15 protein-coding genes are annotated in these 19,587 nt (G+C 73.5%); 7 read left to right on the top strand and 8 right to left on the bottom strand.

What is annotated here, in order from left to right; all coding sequences use genetic code 11:
- Positions 1-21 precede the first annotated feature (21 nt).
- Positions 22-489, bottom strand: a complete 468-nt coding sequence (locus WME98_RS28745) for a hypothetical protein (RefSeq protein ID WP_437944934.1) — start codon at positions 487-489, stop codon at positions 22-24.
- A 297-nt stretch (positions 490-786) separates the two neighbouring features.
- Between WME98_RS28745 and WME98_RS28740 the strand changes: the two genes are divergently transcribed.
- From WME98_RS28740 to WME98_RS28725, 4 genes are all read left to right on the top strand, one after another.
- The gene (locus tag WME98_RS28740) at positions 787-1,704 is read left to right on the top strand and encodes an alpha/beta fold hydrolase (RefSeq protein WP_437944933.1); all 918 of its coding nucleotides are present in this window, start codon (positions 787-789) and stop codon (positions 1,702-1,704) included.
- Between the two features lie 934 nt (positions 1,705-2,638).
- Positions 2,639-3,031: a hypothetical protein gene (locus WME98_RS28735; protein WP_437944932.1), complete on the top strand. Its 393-nt coding sequence runs from the start codon at positions 2,639-2,641 to the stop codon at positions 3,029-3,031.
- 108 nt (positions 3,032-3,139) lie between these two features.
- On the top strand, positions 3,140-3,928 hold the full coding sequence (locus WME98_RS28730) for a DUF5819 family protein (protein ID WP_437944931.1): 789 nt from the start codon (positions 3,140-3,142) through the stop codon (positions 3,926-3,928).
- Positions 3,929-3,932: 4 nt separating this feature from the next.
- The gene (locus WME98_RS28725) at positions 3,933-4,919 is read left to right on the top strand and encodes an HTTM domain-containing protein (protein ID WP_437944930.1); all 987 of its coding nucleotides are present in this window, start codon (positions 3,933-3,935) and stop codon (positions 4,917-4,919) included.
- Positions 4,920-5,008: 89 nt separating this feature from the next.
- Here the strand turns inward: WME98_RS28725 and WME98_RS28720 are convergent, their stop codons facing one another.
- Positions 5,009-5,587, bottom strand: a complete 579-nt coding sequence (locus WME98_RS28720; protein ID WP_437335992.1) for a hypothetical protein — start codon at positions 5,585-5,587, stop codon at positions 5,009-5,011.
- A gap of 485 nt (positions 5,588-6,072) precedes the next feature.
- Here WME98_RS28720 and WME98_RS28715 point away from each other — a divergent pair, with 485 nt between their 5' ends.
- Complete coding sequence (locus WME98_RS28715; protein ID WP_437944929.1) at positions 6,073-8,142, top strand: hypothetical protein; 2,070 nt, start codon at positions 6,073-6,075, stop codon at positions 8,140-8,142.
- A gap of 103 nt (positions 8,143-8,245) precedes the next feature.
- Here WME98_RS28715 and WME98_RS28710 read toward each other — a convergent pair whose 3' ends face one another.
- The 3 genes from WME98_RS28710 to WME98_RS28700 all read right to left on the bottom strand — a co-directional run bounded on the left by WME98_RS28710 (position 8,246) and on the right by WME98_RS28700 (position 11,639).
- On the bottom strand, positions 8,246-9,769 hold the full coding sequence (locus WME98_RS28710; RefSeq protein ID WP_437944928.1) for a B12-binding domain-containing radical SAM protein: 1,524 nt from the start codon (positions 9,767-9,769) through the stop codon (positions 8,246-8,248).
- A 17-nt stretch (positions 9,770-9,786) separates the two neighbouring features.
- Complete coding sequence (locus WME98_RS28705) at positions 9,787-10,458, bottom strand: CPBP family intramembrane glutamic endopeptidase (RefSeq protein WP_187345862.1); 672 nt, start codon at positions 10,456-10,458, stop codon at positions 9,787-9,789.
- A 350-nt stretch (positions 10,459-10,808) separates the two neighbouring features.
- Entirely contained in the window at positions 10,809-11,639 is an 831-nt protein-coding gene (locus tag WME98_RS28700; RefSeq protein ID WP_437944927.1) for a class I SAM-dependent methyltransferase, read from the bottom strand.
- Positions 11,640-12,488: 849 nt separating this feature from the next.
- On the opposite strand from WME98_RS28700, the gene WME98_RS28695 reads away from it, so the two are divergent.
- Positions 12,489-13,994 carry a sigma 54-interacting transcriptional regulator gene (locus WME98_RS28695; RefSeq protein WP_437944926.1) on the top strand — a complete coding sequence of 502 codons (1,506 nt, stop codon included), beginning with the start codon at positions 12,489-12,491 and terminating at the stop codon, positions 13,992-13,994.
- Positions 13,995-14,072: 78 nt separating this feature from the next.
- Here WME98_RS28695 and WME98_RS28690 read toward each other — a convergent pair whose 3' ends face one another.
- From WME98_RS28690 to WME98_RS28680, 3 genes are read right to left on the bottom strand one after another with little or no spacing between them, the layout of a single operon-like run.
- Complete coding sequence (locus WME98_RS28690; protein ID WP_437944925.1) at positions 14,073-14,603, bottom strand: hypothetical protein; 531 nt, start codon at positions 14,601-14,603, stop codon at positions 14,073-14,075.
- A gap of 12 nt (positions 14,604-14,615) precedes the next feature.
- Positions 14,616-14,813: a hypothetical protein gene (locus WME98_RS28685; protein ID WP_437944924.1), complete on the bottom strand. Its 198-nt coding sequence runs from the start codon at positions 14,811-14,813 to the stop codon at positions 14,616-14,618.
- A complete protein-coding gene (locus tag WME98_RS28680) occupies positions 14,810-18,709 on the bottom strand; it encodes a serine/threonine-protein kinase (protein WP_437944923.1) in 3,900 nt (1,299 codons plus the stop codon). The genes WME98_RS28685 and WME98_RS28680 overlap by 4 nt, the downstream gene beginning before the upstream one ends.
- Before the next feature lie 276 nt (positions 18,710-18,985).
- Here WME98_RS28680 and WME98_RS28675 point away from each other — a divergent pair, with 276 nt between their 5' ends.
- Positions 18,986-19,558: a hypothetical protein gene (locus WME98_RS28675; protein WP_437944922.1), complete on the top strand. Its 573-nt coding sequence runs from the start codon at positions 18,986-18,988 to the stop codon at positions 19,556-19,558.
- Positions 19,559-19,587: the final 29 nt, after the last annotated feature.

Below are 19,587 nucleotides of genomic sequence, written 5' to 3'. Positions count from 1 at the left end.
GCGCGACGCCGCTTCCGCCCATCACTTCGCGCCCGCGAGCCGCAGCACCTCTGCCCGCTCGGCGTCGGTCGGCTCACGCTGGCAGTCCTTGCCGGCGCCCTGCAAGGCGTCGAGCTGACGGACGAGATCGCCGGGATCGACGCTCATGCAACCCTCCTCGAACTGCGAGCACTCGGCGACCGAGAGCGCGGTCCCCGCGACATAGCGGCAGTCGGGATCCCCGGGCGGATACCTCAGGAACGTGGAGGCCTGGGTGAGCAGACATGCGGCGTCCGACGGCGTGCTCGCCTTCTTGCAGCGCGCGGCGGCGATGCGCGCCATCCGTTCCAGATCGGCCGCCGCGTACATCGGGACCCGAGGGCGCGCAGGCTGCGCGCTCGCGGCGCCGGCGGTCCGCGGGCCCGCCGCTGGCCGCGGCGTCTCGGAGCACGCGCACGCGAAGCCGACGCACGCGCCGACGAGGGCGAGCAAGGATCCCCCAGACCTCATGGTTGCGACAAGTACCACGCCCGCTTCATCGTCCGCAACCGACGCAACCGACGCAACCGACGCAACCACGCGCGCCTCCCCCGGCACTCGTCGCGCCTCCACTCACCTCCATCGAGCCAGCCCCGGCGCGCAGCTCCCCGCCGGCCGTACCTCGGCGGCCCGCCAGGCCACGCCGCGCCGCCGCGCCAGCCCTCGAGCAGCGGCTCGCGCTCTTCCATTACCTGGCAGGTAATCGACCCCCGCACGCGGCGTGGTTCAACTCCTCCTCACAACGCGCGACGAGGAAGGAGAACCGCAATGACGGAACAGCACATCGACACGCCGGCCGCACCCGTGGATCCCGAAGCCGGCCCGGCGGCGAGCCCGGGAGAGCCGCAGCCGGCGCGGAGCAGGCCGCGGCCCGCCGCCGGCCCGTTCATCGAGGCCCAGGACGGCGCGCGCCTGTTCCACCGCGACTGGGGCGCGGGCAAACCCGTGCTGTTCCTCTCCGGATGGGCGCTGAGCAGCGAGATGTGGGGCTACCAGATGATCGACCTCGTCGATCACGGGCTGCGCTGCGTCGCCTACGACCGGCGCGGGCACGGCCGCTCGAGCGATCCGGGGCGGGGCTACGATTACGACACGCTCGCCGACGACCTCGCCGCGGTGCTGGAGCGGCTCGATCTGCGGGACGTCACGCTGGTGGGCCATTCGATGAGCGGCGGCGAGATCGCGCGCTACCTCTCGCGCCACGGCGACGGCCGGATCGCCCGCGCCGTGTTCCTGGCGCCCACCACGCCGATGCTCCTCAGGGCGGCGGACAACCCGGATGGGCTCGATCGGCGCCTCGTCGAGCAGGCGCGCGCGGCGATGCGCGCCGACTACCCGAGATGGCTGGCCGACAACGCGCCGCCGTTCTTCGTGCCCGAGACGTCGCAGGCCATGAGGGACTGGGTGCAGCACCTCATGCTCCAGTGCTCGATGAAGGCGCTGCTCGACTGCAACCGCGCGTCGGTCGAGGCCGACTTCCGCGACGAGCTGCGCCGGATCGCGGTTCCGACCCTCGTCATCCATGGCGACCGCGACGCGTCGGCGCCGCTCGCCCTCACCGGCGAGAAGACCGCGGCGCTCATCCCGGGCAGCCGTCTGCTCGTGATCGAGGGCGCGCCGCACGGGCTGTTCGTCACCCACCGCGAGCACGTCAGCCGCGCCCTGCTCGCCTTCGCGCGCGCCTGAGCGGCCGCGCCCGCGCGGCGGCGCGGCCCTCGTCGGCGCGGCGGCGCTCCCCCGAGGGCCGCGCCGCCGCGCCGATCCGCCGGTCAACCACACTTGCAGACCGGCTCGCCGCCCGCGTCACAGTAGCATTGACACACTCCATCAGGGCACGAGATCTCTCGATCACCCCTCGGACAGCTGACGACGCACGAAGCCACCGAGTCCGCCTCGACCGCCGCCGCGGCGTCAGCTCCGCCGGCGCGCGAGGGACCACGGTCGCCTGCGCCGGTCGACCCCCGTGACTCGCCGTCCGCGGCCCCCGCGCTCGCGCTCGTCCGGAGCGTCGTGGGGGCGGGCAGGATTGACATCATCAACACCGATAGCAGCGTAGCGCGCATCTTCACTCCTCCTGTCCAGCGATGGTTCCACGGCTGAACATCGTGAATGGTCGAGGAGCGAGGCACGCGGCGTGCCGATCCGCGCGGCGCGCGGCCGAGATCGCGGCGCCTGGGCCGTCCGAGGGGCGCTGTCCCGCGCGCGCCCGCCGTGCTCGGGCGGCGGAGCCAGGTCGGCTGCGCGGGTCGAGCTCGCCTGTCGCGCCGCCTCACCGCCGCTCGGGGCGACCTCGCGGCTCCGCGCGCGACGCGCCGAGCAAACCGCTGCGCGTGGTGGTTTGCTCGACCGCGCAAGTCGCCCGGCAGCCCGAGCGCGCGGCCCAGCGGGCGCGACCAGCAGGTGGGCTCGGCCGGCGGGCGGAGCGCGCGCTGCGCCCGCGGAGAGGGCGGCCGGCACGGCGCGTGCTCTTGGTCAGAGAGCCTACCATGAGCTGCGAGTTGGCTTGACGCGCAGAGCCCGCGGAGCACCGCAGTCACGCGGGGCTCCGCGGGGCTCGACCATCGCAGCTGGCATGTCGGGCCGCTGCAACCATCACATGATTGAACGGAAAGGGAAGAGCATGACACGCAAGATCATCACGGCGCTCGCGGGGTTGTCTTTGTTCGTCGGCATGGCGCTGGCGCACGCGTCGACGCCCGCGGCCTCGAGCATGAAGGCCCGCCCCGTCCTCGGCGCGGAGGCGAGCGCCGCGACGCCGGAGAGGGTGGCGTATTACGGGTACCCCGCGGCCAACGTGGCCACCACGACGCAGGTGGGCCTCGCGGGCATCGCGATCGGGACCTCGGGGGTCGTCTCCCAGGCGGCGGTCGCCCAGGCCGGCGGGATCGGCAACGTCGGTGTCTCGACGGCCAACGCGCAGGGCTTCGGGGGCCGCGGCATCGGAGGCTGGCGGAGGATCGCGATGAACGACGCGCCCGCGTGCAGTCGAGCGGACGTCCTCTTCGACAACTAGCTATCTCGGCCGGCCCGCCGGGGCCGCCGCCGTTCACGGGCCGCGCGCGGGCGGAGCGCCGCGCGCGGCCTCCTCTCCGACGACCCCGAACCCGGAATGGACGAACCCATGCGCCGAACCCTCCGCGTGCTCTCGACGTCCGCGCCCGCGCTGCTCGCCGCGGCGCTCGTCTTTCATTTCGCGATGACGCTCTCGTACCTGACGCCGCAGAACCCGCTCAAGCTCCGCTTCGCGCGGCTCATCGACGGATACATGCACCCGTTCCTCCAGCAGAACTGGCACCTCTTCGCCCCGGACCCCATCACCGACACGCGCGTCCTCATGGTCGCCTGCCGCCTGCGCCAGCCGGACGGCGGCGCGACCGAGACCGGGTGGATCGACATCACGACCCCCTACTGGGAAGCCCACCTGGACGACCGGCTCGGCCCCGCGGCGCGCCTCGGGCGATCGGTGACCGGCGCGGCGCGCCTGATCTACAGCGCCGATCCGACGTCGCTGCAGATGGCGAAGAAGCTCGAGGAGCATCGCGCCCGCGCGCAGGCGGGCGGAGGCGGCGCGGAGGCCCCCGAGGAGCAGGTGGTCGACAGGCTCCGGGACGAGGTGAAGAAAGAGCAGGACGCCGGCTTTCAGCTCGGGAAGATCGTCCTGGAGCGCGCCGGCTCCGCGCACTGCGACAGCCTGTTCGGTCCGAACCGCACCACCGCCGTGCGGATGCGCATGGCGGTGCTGAAATTCCCGCGCTTCTCCCGGCGCGACCTGCCCGACTCGAGAGGCGCGATGACATACTACGATTTCGACTGGGCCCCGGTCCAGGCGGTGGCGCCGCTGGGGGCGGCGGCGGGGGACGATCGAGGGCCGCCGGTGGCCCTCCGGGCGGCCGCGCTGGAGGAGAGGTGACGCCATGCCGAGCAAGCCGAGCGCGCGCTGGCATCGCGTCGTGGAGCTCGCGAGCCGCGAGCGCTGCCTGATCGGGGCCAGCCTCTTCCGGATCGTCGCCGGGCTGACCATCCTCCACCTCTACCTCGCCAACTACTACCAGCGCCATTACCTCTACGGCCCCGAGGGGGTATGGCCGTTCGCGCGGTCGCTCGAGGAGTCCCGCAGCGCCGGCGCGTTCTCGATCTACGTGCTCAGCCGATCGCCGCTCTACTTCGAGGTCGTCTTCCACCTCGGCGTCCTGTTCGCGGCGCTGTGGGTGGTCGGCTTCCGCACGCGGCTCATGTCGCTGCTCACGTACGTCGGCCTCTGGTCCTTGCACCAGCGGAACCCCGTCCTGCTCGACGGCGGCGACAACGTCGTCCGGCTCGCCCTTCTGTATGGCATCTTCGCCGAGCTCGGCGCCCATTTCTCGCTCGACGCCGACCGCCTCCGCGCGCAGCGGGAGCGCGGCGGGGAAATCGAGCGCCTCAAGGCGATGGTGCACAACGCGGCGATCCTCGCCTGCGCCGTCCAGGTGTGCCTGGTCTACGGGGTCGCCGGGCTGTACAAGGTGCAAGGGGAGCTGTGGCAGAACGGGACGGCCCTCTACTACATCACCCGCGTCGGCGAGTTCACGTGGCCCGGCCACAGCGAAGGCCTCTATCACAGCGTGGCGCTGGTGACGGCGCTGACCTACGCGACGGTCGCGTTCCAGCTCGGCTTCCCGTTCCTGTTCGCCCTGAACCGGCACACACGGAGGCTCGCGCTCGCCGGCGCATTCCTGTTCCACGCCGGCATCGCGGTCATGATGGGCCTCGGGACGTTCGCCGCGTTCATGATCAGCGTCGAGCTGGCGCTCGTCTCGGACGCGGAGTATCGGGCGATCGGCGCCCTCTCCAGGCGGCTTTTGTCCTTCGAGGTGCCCTCGCTCCGGCGCCTCCTGTCCGGGCGCCGGGTCCGGGCGAGGTAGCGCCGGGAGCTACATGCCGGCGCGCGACGGCTGCGCGCGACCGCGGAGGTCGCCGCGCCGGAGGGCCGGGCTCGGGCGAGCGCCTGCGCTCAGATGGCCTGGCAGTAATAGAACGCCATGTTGTCGCAGTGATCTCCGCTGCACTTCGCGCCTGCGATGTAGTAGCCCGGCGGGAAATAGATCGACCCACCGTTCTCCTCGGAGATGAACCCGCTCCAGTAGCAGCTGCCCCAGGTCTTCCCGTTGAGATGGGAGCACTGGAGCGACACGTTGTCGCAGTAGCTGCCCGTACACGCGAGCCCCGTGACGAAATCCCCGTAGTTGCACCTCCGGTAGTTCGTGTTCTCCTCGGAGAAGTAGGAGGTCCAGTACGTGGACGTGTTGTAGGTCCCGAGGGAAGAGCAATAGCCCCTGATGTTGTCACAGTCGGAGCCGGCGCAATGGAACGCGCTCATGGCGTTGCCGCTGTCGCACGCGACGGGCGCCCAGCCGTCGGAGGTGTCGGCCGTCCATCCATTCGTGATGGCGTCGGCCGCCGTTCCGACTTCCTCGTCCATCTCGATATCGGCGTCGCTCGCGCTCTCGACCGACTCAGCCATGCAGCCGGGCACCGTCAACAGGGTCGATCCGAGCAGCGAGAGAAGCGACAGCGTCGATGTAATCTTCATGATGAACCTCGTGGCGCGACCGTGCGCGAGTCGGCTTCGCGTCGGTGGCACGGTCGCGCCTTGTGGAATTGGAGTTGTTAGACCTGGCGCGGGCATCGAGGCTTCGAGGTCCGCGCCGCCGGTATGAGCAGGGCGCGTACCATCGCCCTCCGGTCCGGTCCCGCCCCGACATTGCGTCGGAAAGGCCCGAATTCAGGCGGGCACCGCGGGCGTCGCCCTGGCGGGCGGGGCGGCGTTGCGCAGAGGCTCGCTCAACCGTTGAGCGAAACCTCGTCCAGTTGCGCAGAACGTGGTGTCGGGAGGAGCGTCACGGCGCGCACCCGCTGCGGCCGGCCCGCGTGGCCGTCCGCGCGCGGGGGCGCGCGAAGGGCTCGGGACCGACGCGAACCGCCGAAAGCGGGCCGCGGCATGGCCCTCGGAGCGCTCGACAAGCGTGAGCGCTGCCCTCCAAGCTGTCGTATCGTCCGCGCGAGGCACCGAACACCATGCGAAAAGAGCGGCTGGCCCTCTCTCTCCTGCAGATCGCCCTGCTCGCGGCGTGCGCGCAGCGCCCTGACGCGGACGGCCCTGACCCGGACGACGGCGCGGAGACGGGCGCCGGGCCCACGTTCCCGTGCCCGCCGGGCGCGGTGGAGACCGACGCGGGCTGCGAGCCGGCGGGGGTCCCGCCCGGACGGTGCGGGAGCGGCTTCGCCCCCGACGGGGCGCAGGGTTGCGTGCCCGTCCTGCCGAAGGAGGCGGGCCCGCCAGGGCAGATGGCCGTCCCCGGCGAGACGGCGTGGCGTGAGGTCGCTCCGTGCGGGGCGGGCCCGTGGGGCAGCGCGCCGGTCGACGAGACGACCGAGTTCGTCGACGCCGCCTACGCCGGGGCGGACAGCGACGGCACGGAAGCCAGGCCGTGGACGACGATCCAGGACGCGGTGGACCACGCGCGCGAGGGCGCCCTGATCGCGATCGCGGAGGGCAGCTACGTCGAAGAGCTGCTCATCTGGGGGCAGCCGGTGCGGCTCTGGGGCCGGTGCCCCGCGCGCGTCGAGATCGTCGGGCCGCCCGGCGCGGAGATCGCCGTCCAGATCGACAGGGGCGCGAGCGCCGCGGAGATCCACGACCTCGCTGTCCGCGGACAGGGCATCGGCCTCGGCGTGAGGAACGCGCGCGACGTCGTGGTCGAGCGGGTCTGGATCCACGACACGAGCGACGTGGGCCTCCTCGCCACAGGCCCGGAGACCGAGACGAGCGTGACCGTGCGCGGGGCGCTCGTGGAGCACGCCACGGGCGCGGGCATGGTCGTGGCGGACGCCGCCGTGACGCTGGAGGGCACGGTCCTGCGCGACGTCGATCTCGCCGCCGGGGATCCGGAGCACCCGTTCGACGGCCATGCGATGGCGATGCAGGTCGAGTCGTCCGAGCGCCGCGCGAGCGTGACGGCGCGCTCCGTGGTCATCGAGCGCGTCGGGGGGCTCGGGATCAGGCTCTCCGGGGCGGATGGCGTCGTCGAGGACAGCGTCGTCCGCGACGTCGCCTGGCTCGCGGCGGAGCTGCCGGGCACCGGGCTCGCGTCGACCCACATCCCGGGCTCGGATCCGGGGACCCTCACGGTCCGGGGCAGCGCCCTGGAGCGGAACCACACCGCCGCGATCGCGATGATCGGCGCTGAGGCGACCATCGAGGCGACGGTCGTGCGCGACACGGGCGCAGGGTCGGCCGAGGGCGATCCGGGCGGCGCGGGCATCTACGCCGAGCCGAGCCGCGTCGACGGGCGCCCCGCGCGCGTGGCGCTCCGGCACGTCCTCGTCGAGCGGAGCCGCGAGAGGGGGGTCGTCGTCAACGGCTCCGATGTCGAGATCGATGGCCTCCTCGTGCGGGAGCTCGTGCCTGGCGCGTCGGACTACGGCGCGGGGATCGAGATCGCGCACGATCGGCGACGCGCGAATGTCCGGGTGGGCGGCAGCGCGGTGGAAGGCAGCTACGGGACCGGGATCGCCGTCTTCGGGGCCGACGCGGCCCTGGACTCGACCGTGGTGCGCGACACGAGGCCGCTGCCGTCGAGCCAGGATCTCGGCCGGGGCGTCAATGTCCAGGCGCTGCCCGACCTCGGCGAGCGCGGGAGCGCGCGCGTGCGCAACGTCCTGATCGAGCGGAACAGGGACGTCGGCCTCTTCCTCAGCGACTCGGACGCGACCGTCGAGTCGACGACGATCGCGGACACCCTGGGGCGCGCGCTCGACGGCAGGAACGGCTACGGCATCATCGCCCACAACGACGAGACGGGTCTGGCGAACGTCCTCGTCCGGGACAGCGTGATGGCGCGGAGCGCCGGGGCGGGTATCTACAACCACGGCGCGACGGTGCAGATCGCATCGACGACCTTCACGTGCGAGCCGCTCGACATCGTGAGGGACGTCGATGAGCTCTCCCCGGCGGTCTACGAGGATCTGGGCGGGAACGTCTGTGGCTGCGAGGGCCGCACCATCGACTGCAAGGCGGAGCCGACGCGCCTCGAGCCCCCCCGTGCGCTGCCGCCGCCCCCGCCTTTGCCCACAGGCGAGGGCTGAGACTCCCGCACGTCCGCCGCCCGCGCGTCTTCGCGCCGGTTGCGGCTCAACCCGGGTCGGGGAGCTCAACCCGGGTCGGGGAGCTCAACCCGGGTCGGGGAGCTCAACCCGGGTCGGGGAGCTCAACCTGGGTCGGGGAGCTCAACCCGGACCGACCCGCCCGCCGGGGCCGGATGCGGGCAAGGCCCCGCGGATCCGCCCGGCAGGACGCGGCGTCGATGCGCTGCGGCTCGAGCCCGAGCTCCCGCATCCTCGCCGCGTCCCACGCCTCGATCGGATCGCGCCCGGCGATGTAGCTGCGCGCGTCGTTGGCGAACGGCGCGCGCAGGCTCATCACCTCGGGCGCCGACATCAGAACGCACGTCTTGTAGCGGGGCAGATCGCTCGCCATCAGCCGGCTCCACAGGTGGCGACCCACGTTGCGCACGCTGCCCAGGATGCGGCTCAGGCGCTGAAAGTGCTCGATCGCCTCGGAGGGGTGCAGCCGGGCCGGCCGGTGACACAGGGTGTACCCGTCGAGGTCCCGGCTGGTCACCCCGGGCAGGAGCCGCCCCTCGGCCGCCACCTGCGCGAAGAACGGCGTCTCTGGGTACGGGCAGACGATCCCCAGGAACGTCGGGCACTGATCCCCGAGGTCGTGCAGGTACTCCGGCACCCGCTCCAGGTACTCGTTGGTGTCCCCGTCCGCGCCCACGAGGAGCCCGAACGAGAGCACGATCCCGCTCGACGAGGCCCGCTGCATCACCTCGCGGACCTCGCTCAGCTTGTTCTGCCCCTTGTTCATCGCGCTGATCGACTCGGGGTTCAGCGACTCCAGCCCGGTGTAGACGTACCGGCACCCCGCGCGCCCCATGAGGCGGACCAGCTCCGGGTCGCGCAGCACGTTGAAGGTGAGCGCGCAGCCCCAGATCTTCTTGAGCGGGATCAGCGCCTCGCAGAGCTCTCGCAGGTAGCGGGGAGAGCCGCCCAGGTTGTTGTCGAGGAAGCCGAACACATCGCCGGTCACCCCCGGAATGCGCCGGTTGAAGATCATCCGATCGCGGATGTCCCGGATCACGTGGTCGATCGGGCGATAGCGGTACTGCTCGTGCCCGGTCAGCACGCAGAAGTTGCAGGAGAAGGGGCAGCCGCGCGACGCCTCGATGCCCGGCATCCGGACGAGGTTGTTGCGGTAGTCGACGAGGTCGTAACGGTAGGTGGGGATCCGCTCCGGGGGCACCGGCGGGAGCGCATAGACGGGCTGGAGCTCATTCCGCTGAAAATCGGCGATGAGGGCCGGGACGTTCGACTCCGGATCGCCCGTCACCACCGCGTCGAAGTTCTGGAGCGCGTCCGCGCGGAAATGGCCCGCGTGCCGGCCGCCGGCCACCGTGGTGACGCCGCGCCGCCGGAGCAGCGCGGAGAGCACCTTGGTGTGCTCGTAATAGGCGTGCAGGTACGAGAAGAACACGAGGTCCCAGGGGCGATCGAGGGGGATGTCCGTCTCCTTCTCGTTGTAGAGCTCGATCTCCGCGTCCGGCGGGCACAGGGCGGCGATGAGCTCGGGAACGGAGGATTGCATGACCGAGCGCTCCTTGCGGTGCAGGCGGCTCGGGTGCGTGTAGGTCGAGATGATGGCGATGCGCATCGAAGGGGGCTCCTGGTTCAGTTCAGGCCGACGGCGACGCTCGCGAGGCCGAGGGCGGCGTGCGCGAGGGTCACCCCGGCGAGGGTGCGGTGCCGCGCGTAGAGCGCGCCGAAGAGCATGCCGATGGCGAACGTGAGGAAAGCGAATCCAAGCGAGACATGAAGGTGGTAGACGCCGAAGAACGCCGAGGTGAGCGCGAGCGGGACGGCCCGGCCGGACCGGGGCAGGAAGCGCTCCAGGGAGGTCTGGATCACGCCGCGCGCCACGAACTCCTGGAGCAGGCAGTGGGGCGCGTAGAGGGCGAAGAAGAGCGCCCGCGAGGTCGCGTCGTAATCGGCGATCGATCCCCAGGTGACGAGGGGCTCGCCGCGCGTCCACGCGCCGAGCCGCAGCGCGAAGCAGGCGGCCGCGAGGGCGAGCGCGACGGCCAGCGACTCCGCCAGGCTGCTGCGCAGTCCGGCCGTAGTCACGCCCATCCGCGAGAGCGGCAGCGACTGGCGGCGCACGTACCACGCGACCGGGACGAGGAGGGCGAGCAGAAGCCCCCAGGAATAGGCCATGTGCTGGGCGGGGGGCAGCCCGGGGGTCACCGTTCGCTGGACCACCCGCGCCATGAGGAGGAGCGCCGCGGCGAGGGCGATGAAGGAGGTGATCTCGCGGCGGAGCTTTCGCGCAGGGGCCCCACACACGGGTTCGAGGCTGCGTTCGCGCAGCCCGGGAGCGATGGTTGCCGGAGCGTCGATGGCCATGCCGGCTCGCTGAGCAGCGGATGTGCCACGCGGGGATCCGCGGCGAAGGACGCTGTCGGCCGGCGGACGAGGTGCGTGAAGGCGGCGCGAATTGAGCCGATACGGCACAACGACATGGCGCCTTCGCCCTGGTGGTCCCGGTCGGCTCCCGGCGCCGGGCGCACGGGCGAGTGTCCGAGATCACCAGAGCCGCTCGTGGCGCGCACCGGGGCCGCCCTCGGCGCGGCCCTCGCCGGGCGCCTGGCGGCGAGCGCGCAGCGCCGGCGCGCTTCGCTGGCTCGAGCGCTGGCTCAGCCCTTCACGGCCTGCAAGGTGTAGCTCGCGGCCAGCCGCTCCGGCCTCTCGCGGAGCCGCCATTCGCCGCGCTCGTCTTGCACCATGCCGTCTCCGAGCGGGTTCCAGGGGACCGAATCGTGCTCGGTGAGCGCGGTCAACCGCAGGTTCGCCGCGAAGAGCGCGGTGACGATCTCGCCGAGGCCGTGGTTGAAGCTGATGCTGTCCGGCGCGGCGAGCTCCCCCTCGTGGGACACGTAGGTCTGCTTCTCGTGGAACAGCGTCCCGCCCTCGACCTTGAAGTAGGGATACTCGACGACGAGGAGGCCGTCCGGGCGCGGCTCGGCGAGCGCCCACAGCATCGGATGGCCCTCGCGCAGGAACAGGCGGCCGCCGGGCTTCAGCAGCGCCGCGACCGTGGCGGCCCAGCGCTGGATGTCGTCCAGCCAGCACAGCGCGCCGACGCCCGTGTACACGACGTCGAAGCGCTCGGCGCCCAGCGCCGCCACCGCGTCGTAGACGGTGCTGCACACGTACTCGATGTCGGCGCCGCACTCCGCGGCGAGCCGCCTCGCCACCGCCAGCGCCGGCTCGGAGAAATCGAGCCCGGTCACGCGCGCCCCCAGCCGCGCGAGCGACAGCGTGTCCGTGCCGATGTGGCACTGCAAATGGACGACGTCGAGGCCGCGCACGTCGCCGAGCCGCTCGCGATCGAACTCGACCACGCCCGAGAGCCACCGCGGGTCTTCGCGAAACCTGTGGAGCTCATAGCCTTGCTCGTGGTGCGGAACACGGCTGTTCCAGTTCGCGAGGTTGATCGACACGTAGTCGCGTTTGTGTGAGCTCATGGCGAGAGGATACACCGCGCTTCGTCTCTCGTCCCCGTCTCTCGTCCCCGTCTCTCGTCCCCGTCTCTCGTCCCCGTCTCTCGTCCCCGTCTCTCGTCCCCGTCTTTCGTCCCCGTCTTTCGTCCCCGTCTCTCGTCCCCGTCTCTCGTCCCCGTCTCTCGTCCCCGTCTCTCGTCCCCGTCTCTCGTCCCCGTCTCTCGTCCCCGTCTCTCGTGCGCGTCTGCGTGCTCGTGCGCGTGCGCGCTGACTCCGTGGAATCGCGCACGCGCACGCGCACGAAGGACGAGCACGGAAGACGGGAGACGAAGCACGGAAGACGGGAGACGAAGCACGGAAGACGGGAGACGAAGCACGGAAGACGGGAGACGAAGCACGGAAGACGAGCGACGAAGCACGGAGGCGGTCTGCATGGAACCCAAGCGAACCCCGCGCTAGGCCCCGTCCGGCAACCCCGTCGAGCTCTGGCAGCCCACGTCGAGAGGCCGCTTCGCCACGCACGTCGCCAGGAGGCCATCGGGTTCCCGGGGAGACCGCCTCAGGCCAGCAAGGCTCCCCGCCCTCATGTAGTGACAGGTATCACCCCCGCTGGCTCGCCCCCCTCCAGCTCCCGCGGTCCAGCGAGACGCGCTGGCTTCGGCTATCCTGGCGTCCGATGCGCGCACGCCCGTCGCTGTCCCTCGTCCCGCCCGTCGCCACCGCGGCCGCGCGCGAAGCGCGCTCTTCCGGCGCCGTGACCGCCATCGATCGCGCCTCGCGCCGACGCCCGCGGGCTCCGGCCCCCGGCCGCGCGCAGCCGCGAGGCGCTTCGGCTCGCCCCGCGGGCGGCGCGGCGCGGTAGAACGAGCGGAAGTGAGCAAGGAGAGAGACGTGGCCGGCGCGATGTCCCCCCGGAAGGATGCGCAGATCGACGCGCAGCATGCCCTGGAGCTCGCGGTGTTCGCCGGGGGCCGCGTGACCCGGCACCCGCTGCCGGCCGAAGGCCGGGTGTCGCTCGGCCGCTCGAAGGAGAACGACGTCCAGATCGACGAGAGCTCCGTCTCGCGCCGCCACGCGATCATCCACCTCGGCGCCCGGCTCGCGATCGAGGACCTCGGCAGCGCGAACGGGACCCGCCTCCGGCGCGAGCGCAGCGCCGGGCCGACGACCAAGCTGCTCGAGCTCCAGCTCGAGCCAGGCAAGACGACGGAGCTCGCGGTCGGGGACGCGGTCAACCTGGGCTCGACCCTGATCGTGATCCTGCCGCGCGAGGGCGCCGCGAGCGCCGCCGCCGGCCACGCGCCGGGCGAGCCCATCGTCCGCGATCCGGCCATGCAGCGGCTCTACGCGCTCGCCGAGCGCGTGGCCGCGTCGCCCCTCAGCGTGCTCCTGCTCGGCGAGACCGGCGCCGGCAAGGAGGTGCTCGCCGAGCACATCCACCGGCGATCGCCGCGCGCGCACGGGCCGTTCCTGCGCCTCAACTGCGCGGCGCTCGCCGAGTCGCTCCTCGAGAGCGAGCTCTTCGGCCACGAGAAAGGCGCCTTCACGAGCGCCGGCCAGGCGAAGCCCGGGCTGCTCGAGACCGCCGAGAAGGGCACCGTGATGCTCGACGAGGTCGGCGAGCTCCCTTCAGGCATCCAGGTGAAGCTGCTGCGCGTGCTCGAGGACCGGAAGGTGATGCGCGTCGGGGGGCTGAGCCCGCGGCCCATCGACGTCCGCTTCATCTCGGCCACGAACCGGGACCTGGCCGCCGAGGTGAAGCGCGGCGCCTTCCGCGAAGATCTCTTCTTCCGGCTCAACGGCATCGCGCTGACGATCCCGCCGCTCCGCGCGCGCGCCTCCGAGATCGCGCCGCTCGCGCACGCGATGGCCGAGCGGACCGCGGGCGCGCTCGGGCGCCGGGCGCCGGCGTTCGCCCCCGAGACGCTCGCCGCGCTGGAGGCGCACCCGTGGCCCGGCAACATCCGCGAGCTGCGCAACGTCATCGAGCGCGCGGTCGTGCTCGCCGGCGGGGACACGCTCCTGCCGGAGCACCTCCTGCTCGACGCCTCCGCGCCGCCGCCGCTCGTCGACACGCGCACCCCGACGTCCGTCGAGGCGCACCCCGCCGAGGTCGCCGCGCTCGCCGGTCCCCTCCCCGCCGGTCACCGCCCCCCAAGCCCCCTTCCCCCGGGCCCTCCCCGATCGGCCGAGGCCGCGGGCGGCCTGCGCGGCGAGCTCGACGCGATCGAGCGGCGCCGCATCGTCGACGCGCTCGAGCAGTGCGCCGGCAACCAGACGCAGGCCGCGGCGCTCCTCGGCATGCCCCGCCGCACCTTCGTCGCCCGGCTGAGCGCCTACGGCATCCCGCGGCCGCGCAAGGGCAAGGCCAAGGGCTGACGCGGCCCGCCGGCCAGGGCCCGCGTCCGATGGCGCAGGCGCCGCGCCAGGGGGCGCTTCATCCCGCCGGACAACGCCTCACTGCGAGCCAGCGAGCTTCAGCACCTCGGCCCGCTCGATCTCGGTCGGCTCGCGGTCGCAATCCTTGCCGGCGGTCTCCAGGGCGGCGAGCTGGTGGTCGAGATCCTTGGGATCCACGCTCTGGCAGCCCTCCGAGAAATCGGAGCACTCGGCCACCGACAGCGCCGTCCCCGACACATAACGGCAATCCGGATCCTCGGGCCGGTATTTCAGGAACGGCGTGGCCTCCGTGAGCAGGCACGCCGAATCCGACGGCGCATTCGCCTTCTTGCAACGCGCGGACGCGACGCGGGCCACCCGGCGCAGCTCTTCTGCCGGGTAGACGCGGCCCCGGGGCCCCGCGGAGCGCGCCGCCGCGTCGTTCTGCGCCGGCGCCGGCACCGGCGCGCCCGCCGCCGGTACGCCGTCCGCCGGCGCGCGCGCGCCGTCCGCGCCGTCCGGCAGCGACGGAGACAGCGGCGACGAGGAAGCGCACCCGCAGGCGACGAGCACGGCAATGGTATTGAAAAGAATTCCCCCAACCTTCATGGGCGTCTCATATCACACCTTGTCGCTCGCTCGCAATGCAGAGTTCTTGCCCATCACGCCGACGCCGTGGCATCGGACCTCGTTTCCGCCGGCAATTCCGCCGGCAATGCGCCTCTGATTGAAGAATTGCAGCGCGAGCGCGGTGCTCTCCGCGCGCGGGGCAGCGCTGTCGCGATGTTCAGCGATTGCGCCGTTCGCCCTCGCCGTCACCCGCGCTCGGGCGCGTCGCCGAGCCGCTCCCGCGCGAGCGCGAGCGTCGTCCGGTTCTCCGGGACCGCCTCGAGGAAGCTCTCCCGGTAGGCCGGGTCCGGGATCGTCCCGGCGATGCGGAGCAGGCGATCCCGCGCCGCGGCGAGCGCCGCCTCGGCCGCGCCGCGGCGCCCCACCGCGTCGAGGCACGCGACGTGCGCGAGCCGGATCCGGGCGCCCCCGAAGAGCCCGCAGGTGCCGCCCATCGCCTCGACCCGCGCGAGCGCCTCCTCGACCGCCGCGAGCGCCTCGGCGGCGCGGCCCTGCCGCAGGCGCAGCTCCGCGCGCGCCGCGATCGCGCCCGGCCGATCGATGCGGTCCGCCCCCGAGAGCAGCCCGAGCGCGGCGCCGAGCTCGCGGTCGGCGCGCTCGAGCTCCCCCGCGCGGCCGAGGACCTCGGCGAGCAGCCAGCGGCCGCGCCCCTCGTGCGGAGAATGGGACCGCGCGCGCCCGGACGCGATCAGCGCCTCGGCCAGGCGGCGCGCCCCGTCGACATCCCCCCGCTCGAGCGCGGCGCGGACGCGGACGAAGGGCCGGTACGACGACCAGGCCCCGTACTCCTCGTCCGGGCCCGGCACGCAGCCCAGCACCTCCTCCGCGCGCGCCGTCGCGCCCAGGGTCCACAGCACCGTCCCGAGCAGGATCCGGATCGCGCCGGCGCCGCGCGCGTCGTCGACCCGGAGGGCCGCGTCGAGCGCCGCCTGGACGCGCTGGAGCGCGCCCCACGGGTCCTCCAGGGCGAGGAGGTGGTCGAACATGAGCGCGGTGTGGAGGAGCGCGGCGGCCCACGGCTCGCGCTCGCCGTGGCGCTCGAGCATCGCGCGCGCCCGCTCGACCAGCTGCCCCCGCTTCGCGACGCCGCCGACGTGGAGCGCGCTGTACAGCCCCGCGAGCAGCGCGAACGCCCCGCTCGCGATCGCGTCCTCCGCCGGCTCCACGGCCACGATCGCGCTCAGGATCGCCTCGAGATCGCCCTCCATGCCGAGCAGGGTCGCGTGCAGCGCCGTCGCCGACGCGCCCTGCATCCACGGCAGGCTGCCCGGCGCCGCCTCGCGCATCACCCGCGTGCCCGCCTGCCGGAGCGCCGCGAGGCCGGCCCTCGGGAGGCGCCACATGGCGAGCTCGCAGCGCAGCCCGAGCAGCGCGAGCTCGACGTCGGCCGGCGCGTCGCCCGCGAGCCCCCGGTCGACGCGCGCGAGCGCCGCATCGACGTCGCCGCCGCGGTGGGCGATCTCGGCGGCGCGCAGCCAGCAGCGCGACGCCCGCGCGCGCTCGCCGCCCCTGTCGAGGTGCTCGGCGAGGACCAGCGGGTCCGCCTCGCCGCGCTCCTCCAGCCAGCGCCCGGCCAGCCGGTGCCCGAGCGCGCGATCCTCGTCGCCGAGCATGGCGTACACCCCCTGCCGCAGGAGCGCGTGCCGGAACCCGAACTCCTCCTCGCCGGGGAACCGGCTCGCCGGCCGCCGCACGAGCAGCTCCGCGCCGGCGAGGAGCGCGAGCCCGTCGCTCACCGGGACCCCCACGAGCGCCTCGACGCCCGAGGCCCAGCACGCCTCGCCGAACACGCTCGCCGCCCGGAGGAGCAGCCGCGCCTCGGGGCCCAGCCCGTCGAGCCGCGACTGCACCATCGCCACCACCGTGTCGGGCAGCGCCTCGCCGCGGCCCTCCGCCGCCGCGCGGATGAGCTCCTCGAGGTAGAACCCGTTGCCGTCGGCGAGCGCCACGATCCGGTCGAGGGTCTCCTGGGGCGCGCCCTCGCCGAGCAGGAGCCGCGCGAGCCGCTCGCACGCCTTCTTGCCGAGGTCCTTCAGCCGGAGCTCGTGCACGCTCCGCTCCGCCCACAGCCGGGGGAACAGGGCCGTGATCTCCGGCCGCGCGAGCGCGAGGACGAACAGCGGCTCGTCGGCGAGCTGCCGCAGCGCCGCCTCGACGAGGCGCGTGGTCGCGGGGTCGCCCCAGTGCAGGTCCTCGAGCACCAGCACGACCGGCCCCTCCGCGCACGCGGCCCGGACGAGCGCGACGAACGCGCGCTGCACCTGCTCGCCCAGGATCTGCGCGTCGCGCCGCGCCGCCCGGAGCAAGGGGCTCTCGCCGTCCGGGAACGGCGCGCCGATGAGCTCCCCGACGAACTCCGCGGTCCGGGGCCGCTCCGCCTCCGGCACCCGCCGCGCGACCTGCGCGAGCACCTTGTCCCGCCGCGCCGCGAGCGCCTCGCCCTCCACGATGCCGCACGCGCCCTGGATCGCCCCGGCGAGCAGCCCGTACGGCGCGTCCGCCCGCAGCGGGTCGCCGCGCCCGGTCCAGATCGACGCCCGCGGGGCGCGCTCGGCCGCCCGCCGCAGGAACTCCTGCGCGAGGCGCGACTTGCCCACGCCGGGCGGCGCGATCACGAGGACCGCCCGCGCCGACGGCTCGTCGACGCACGCCGCGAACGCCGCCTCGAGCATGCGGAGCTCGCCGTCGCGCCCGACGCACGGGGTCGGCTTGCCGAGCAGCGCCCGCCCGCCGCCGACGCTCGAGCGCTCGCCGACCAGGAAGAAGCGCTCCTCGTGCTCGCGCACGTCGAACCGCGCGTCGATGAGCCCCACGAGGCCCTCGTCGATCGCGATCGGCCGCGCGTCGCCGGGGCCGGCCGGGCCGCGCGCGGAGATGAGCCGCGCCGCCCGGTCGATCGCGTCGCGCAGGAGGCGCATCCGCCCCGCGGCGGCGCTCCACCCGAGCGCGAGCGCCATGGGCCGGTCGGGGGTCTGCCGGCGCAGCGCGAGCGCCACCCGCGCGGCCTGCCACGCCAGGTCCGTCGCGGCGCCCTGCCCGGCCATGGTCAGCACCGCCGCCCCGCCCGGCAGCGGCTCGACGCGCGCGCCCCACGCCGACGCCTCCTCGACGAGCTGGCTCGGCACGGTCGCGATCTCGGTCGCGACGTTCGCGAAGGCGGACGCGTCGATGGCGCCGATGAGGAGCACCGCGACGGACCGGCGCTCCGTCGCGGTCAGCGCCCCGGGCCGGGACGGCGCCGGGCCGTGCGCGCTCGCGGGGGCGTGCTCGCCGCGCTGGATCGCGAGCAGCGCCTCCGCGGCCTCCCGGCCGTCCCGCGGCCGGGCGTCCGGTCGCTTCGAGAGCATCCGCGCGCACAGCGCCGCGATCGGCTCGGGCACGTCGCCCCGCACGTCCCGCAGCCGCGGCGGATCGGCGAAGAGGACCTTGGCCAGGATCGACATGAAGTGATCCCCGCCGAACGCGGGCTCGCCGGTCAGGCACTCGAAGAGGAGGCAGCCGAGCGCGAACACGTCCGCGCGCGCGTCCACCACGTCCCCGCCGCGCGCCTGCTCCGGCGCCATGTACGCGGGCGTCCCGATCACGACGCCGCTCTGGGTCATGCGCGTCCCGCCGGCCCAGGCGACGCCGAAGTCGAGCAGCCGCACATCGCGGGAGCCCTCCCCGACCAGGAACACGTTGCTCGGCTTGAGATCGCGGTGGACGACCCCGCGGGCGTGCGCCGCGCCGAGCGCGTCCGCCACGCGGCGCGCGATCTCCACGCTCTCGTCCACGCCGAGCGGCCCGCGCCCGAGCCGGCGCGAGAGGTCCTCGCCCTCGAGCCACTCCATCGCGAGGTACAGGGCGCCCGACGGGAGCGCGCCGTGCGCCACGTGCCGCACGATCCCGGGGTGCTCGAGGCCCTCGAGCAGCCGCGCCTCGCGCAGGAACCGCGGCGCGTCGGCGCCGCTCGCGGCGCGCAGGAGCTTGACGGCGACGGCGGCCCCGCGCTGGAGATCCGTGGCGCGGTAGACCTCTCCCATCCCGCCGGTGCCCGCCTGGGCCTCGAGCACGAAACGCCCCGCCACGAGGTCGCCAGGCCGCATCGGGCGACGAGGGTACGTCCGCGCTCCGGGGCTGTCGAGCGCGCGCGCGGCGCCGGGCGGGGCGCGCGCCGGCGCCGCTTGCGCGAGGCCTGCTCAAGTCGAGCGGGGGTGACGCGATCTGCGGCGCCGGGGCGCGAGGGCTCCCCGGATGCGGCCCGGATCGCCGCGTCCTCGCCGTGGCACGACGCATGCTCATGCTCCGAAGCGAATCGCCGCGCACGGAGCCGATGTCCCGGCAGAGGGGCGCGCAGGCAACCCTAAACAAGGAGCTTCATCATGATGCGTGCATTGTTTGCTTCGCTGGCCGCCGTGTCGTTCGCTGGTTGCGCCGCGGCGCCCGCAGAGGACGCGGCGGAGGAGGGTCTCTCCCCGATGGCTGCGACGGCCGCGGAGGACGAGGTGGACGTCGCCGTGGCCGCCCTCTCCTCGTCGGTCACGTTTCATTCGGAGACGCCGTTCTACATCCCCCCGCACGTCGGCGGCGACGCCGATTTCGGCGGCCACGGGCCGCGCGTCAACCTCGAAGTAGAGCTCCACGTCTTCAATGGCAACGAGGTCTGGGCCTCCGTCCACATCGACGCCATCGAGACCAAGAGCGACTGGACGCGCGCCGAGGGGACCGGCTGGTTCCACCTCTACACCGCGCCCGGCAACATCGCCGAGATCCTCAGCCCCACGTACTTCGAGCACGAGTACACCGACACCGACCACGCCCGCGATCTCTACGCCTTCTCGCCCGGAAGCCTCGTGTCCCTGCTCGACTACGTCGGCGATACGAAGGGCAACGAGGCCGGCTCCAGGACCGGCGTCCAGGTCTTCTTCCAGCCCATCACCGTGGGCCTCCTCTGAGCCCTCCCGGCGCGAGCGGGCCCGGGAGG

The organism is Sorangium sp. So ce296 (genome assembly GCF_051529605.1).
GTDB classification, from domain to species: domain Bacteria; phylum Myxococcota_A; class Polyangia; order Polyangiales; family Polyangiaceae; genus Sorangium; species Sorangium cellulosum_D.
The sequence above is the reverse complement of the archived record's forward strand: the minus strand, read 5'-3'. Positions and strand labels throughout refer to the sequence as shown.

Coding starts and splice junctions, on each gene's coding strand:
- WME98_RS28730 (WP_437944931.1), top strand. CDS start 3,140: ATGCGCCGAACCCTCCGCGTGCTCTCGACGTCCGCGCCCGCGCTGCTC.
- WME98_RS28725 (WP_437944930.1), top strand. CDS start 3,933: ATGCCGAGCAAGCCGAGCGCGCGCTGGCATCGCGTCGTGGAGCTCGCG.
- WME98_RS28700 (WP_437944927.1), bottom strand. CDS start 11,639: ATGAGCTCACACAAACGCGACTACGTGTCGATCAACCTCGCGAACTGG.
- WME98_RS28710 (WP_437944928.1), bottom strand. CDS start 9,769: ATGCGCATCGCCATCATCTCGACCTACACGCACCCGAGCCGCCTGCAC.
- WME98_RS28740 (WP_437944933.1), top strand. CDS start 787: ATGACGGAACAGCACATCGACACGCCGGCCGCACCCGTGGATCCCGAA.
- WME98_RS28745 (WP_437944934.1), bottom strand. CDS start 489: ATGAGGTCTGGGGGATCCTTGCTCGCCCTCGTCGGCGCGTGCGTCGGC.
- WME98_RS28680 (WP_437944923.1), bottom strand. CDS start 18,709: ATGCGGCCTGGCGACCTCGTGGCGGGGCGTTTCGTGCTCGAGGCCCAG.
- WME98_RS28720 (WP_437335992.1), bottom strand. CDS start 5,587: ATGAAGATTACATCGACGCTGTCGCTTCTCTCGCTGCTCGGATCGACC.
- WME98_RS28735 (WP_437944932.1), top strand. CDS start 2,639: ATGACACGCAAGATCATCACGGCGCTCGCGGGGTTGTCTTTGTTCGTC.
- WME98_RS28675 (WP_437944922.1), top strand. CDS start 18,986: ATGATGCGTGCATTGTTTGCTTCGCTGGCCGCCGTGTCGTTCGCTGGT.
- WME98_RS28715 (WP_437944929.1), top strand. CDS start 6,073: ATGCGAAAAGAGCGGCTGGCCCTCTCTCTCCTGCAGATCGCCCTGCTC.
- WME98_RS28690 (WP_437944925.1), bottom strand. CDS start 14,603: ATGAAGGTTGGGGGAATTCTTTTCAATACCATTGCCGTGCTCGTCGCC.